Source organism: Stutzerimonas kunmingensis, assembly GCF_014764705.1.
GTDB lineage: Bacteria > Pseudomonadota > Gammaproteobacteria > Pseudomonadales > Pseudomonadaceae > Stutzerimonas.
Genome location: NZ_JACXXG010000106.1, coordinates 1 through 538, shown reverse-complemented (window position 1 = coordinate 538; position 538 = coordinate 1). Strand labels below are relative to the sequence as shown.

The 538-nt window shown below is 54.1% G+C and carries 1 protein-coding gene; it reads right to left on the bottom strand.

Annotated features, from left to right (window positions below; all coding sequences use genetic code 11):
* Window positions 1-319 precede the first annotated feature (319 nt).
* A partial coding sequence (locus IEG05_RS23450) for a hypothetical protein (protein ID WP_224742969.1) occupies window positions 320-538 on the bottom strand: 219 nt, incomplete at its 5' end.

Genomic DNA, 538 nt, shown 5'->3' with positions numbered 1-538 from the left:
TCTGAGAAGCAGGGGACTTCGGATCGGTAGGGTGCGCCGCTGGAGCGTGAGGTGCCGCCGGGGTGCTGGCGGGCTGCTGCCCCATGGCGCCTGGCATGGCATCCTTCTTGTGCATGTCATCATCAGCGAGCGTCGTCCCAGCGAGGAGTATTCCCACGAAGCAAATTGGAGCGAGGGGTGTGCGTCGGTGCGGTCTCATGACAACCTCCTAATGGTTGTTTTTCTGACTTTGGCTGTGGGCGTAGGAAAAACTACCTTACAGATCAGGCTATTACTAATAGCCTACGGAGAAGAAGCTGTCGTAAACCTTACTTGTGCATTACATTTTCACGTTTGTTGGTGAAATAGTTGTATTGATTTTGAAGAGGAGGTAGCAGGTTATTTGTGGTTTGCGGCGGCGGAGATAGCAGGGGCGGCGGCAAAAACTGAGTGCAACACCTGACCTTTCCGGTACGGTGCTGCCCCTATGTCTTATTCCGAACTCAGCGTTGAAGAACGCGCCACCATTCAAATCAGCCGTGCCCAAGGGTTCAGCCTG